Consider the following 757-nt stretch of genomic DNA (forward strand, 5'->3'; position numbering starts at 1 on the left):
CGCCGCCGCCACCTCGCGCGCCGAACTCGCCGCCGAGCGGGCCGGCGACGCGCGCAAGGACGCCGCCCGGTCCCTCGCCGCCGAGCAGCGCACCGCCGCCCTGCTCGCCACCGAACAGCGCCTCGCCGACCTGCTCTCCCTGACCCCCTACCAGGAAGGCGCCGAGGAGGACGCCGGCTTCCTCACCCCCGCCCTGCTCGACCGCAACGCCGAGTACCTGCGCGAACTCCTCGACGAGTCCATCGCCACCGCCGAACGCACCCTGTTCGACCTCCGCACGGCGGCCGCCGACGACTCCCGCATCCTCGCCGCCCTCGGCGACGGCGGCCTGCTGCCGCCCGGCCCGGACGTGCTCGCCACCGTCGAGTACCTCGCCGAGCACGGCATCCCGGCCCTGCCCGGTTGGCGCTACCTCGCCCAGTCCGTCGACCCGGCCGACCACGAGGCGATCCTCGCCGCCCGCCCCGAACTGGTCGACGGCGTCGTCGTCACCGACCCCTCCTCGCTGGAGCGCGCCCGCGAGGCCCTGCAGGCCGCCGCCCTGCTGCCGCGCTCCACCGTCGCCGTCGGCGCCGCCGCCTCGCTGATCGCCCCGATCACCGACGAGCCCGCCTTCTTCCTCGTGCCGCCGAACCCGGCCATGCACGACGAGTCCGCCGCCGACGGCGAGCGCCGCGAACTGCGCGCCCGGGCGAGCGCCCGCGAGGAGCACATCCGCGAACTCGCCGGCCGCCTCGGCGCCGACCGCGCCCTCGCC

The 757-nt window shown here is 77.5% G+C and carries 1 pseudogene; it reads left to right on the forward strand.

Going from position 1 to position 757, the window contains the following annotated elements:
• Nucleotides 1-757: pseudogene (locus tag AE652_RS42460) on the forward strand (hypothetical protein); the annotation flags it as partial.

The sequence above is a fragment of the Kitasatospora sp. MY 5-36 genome, assembly GCF_001182915.1.
Classification (GTDB): Bacteria; Actinomycetota; Actinomycetes; order Streptomycetales; family Streptomycetaceae; genus Kitasatospora.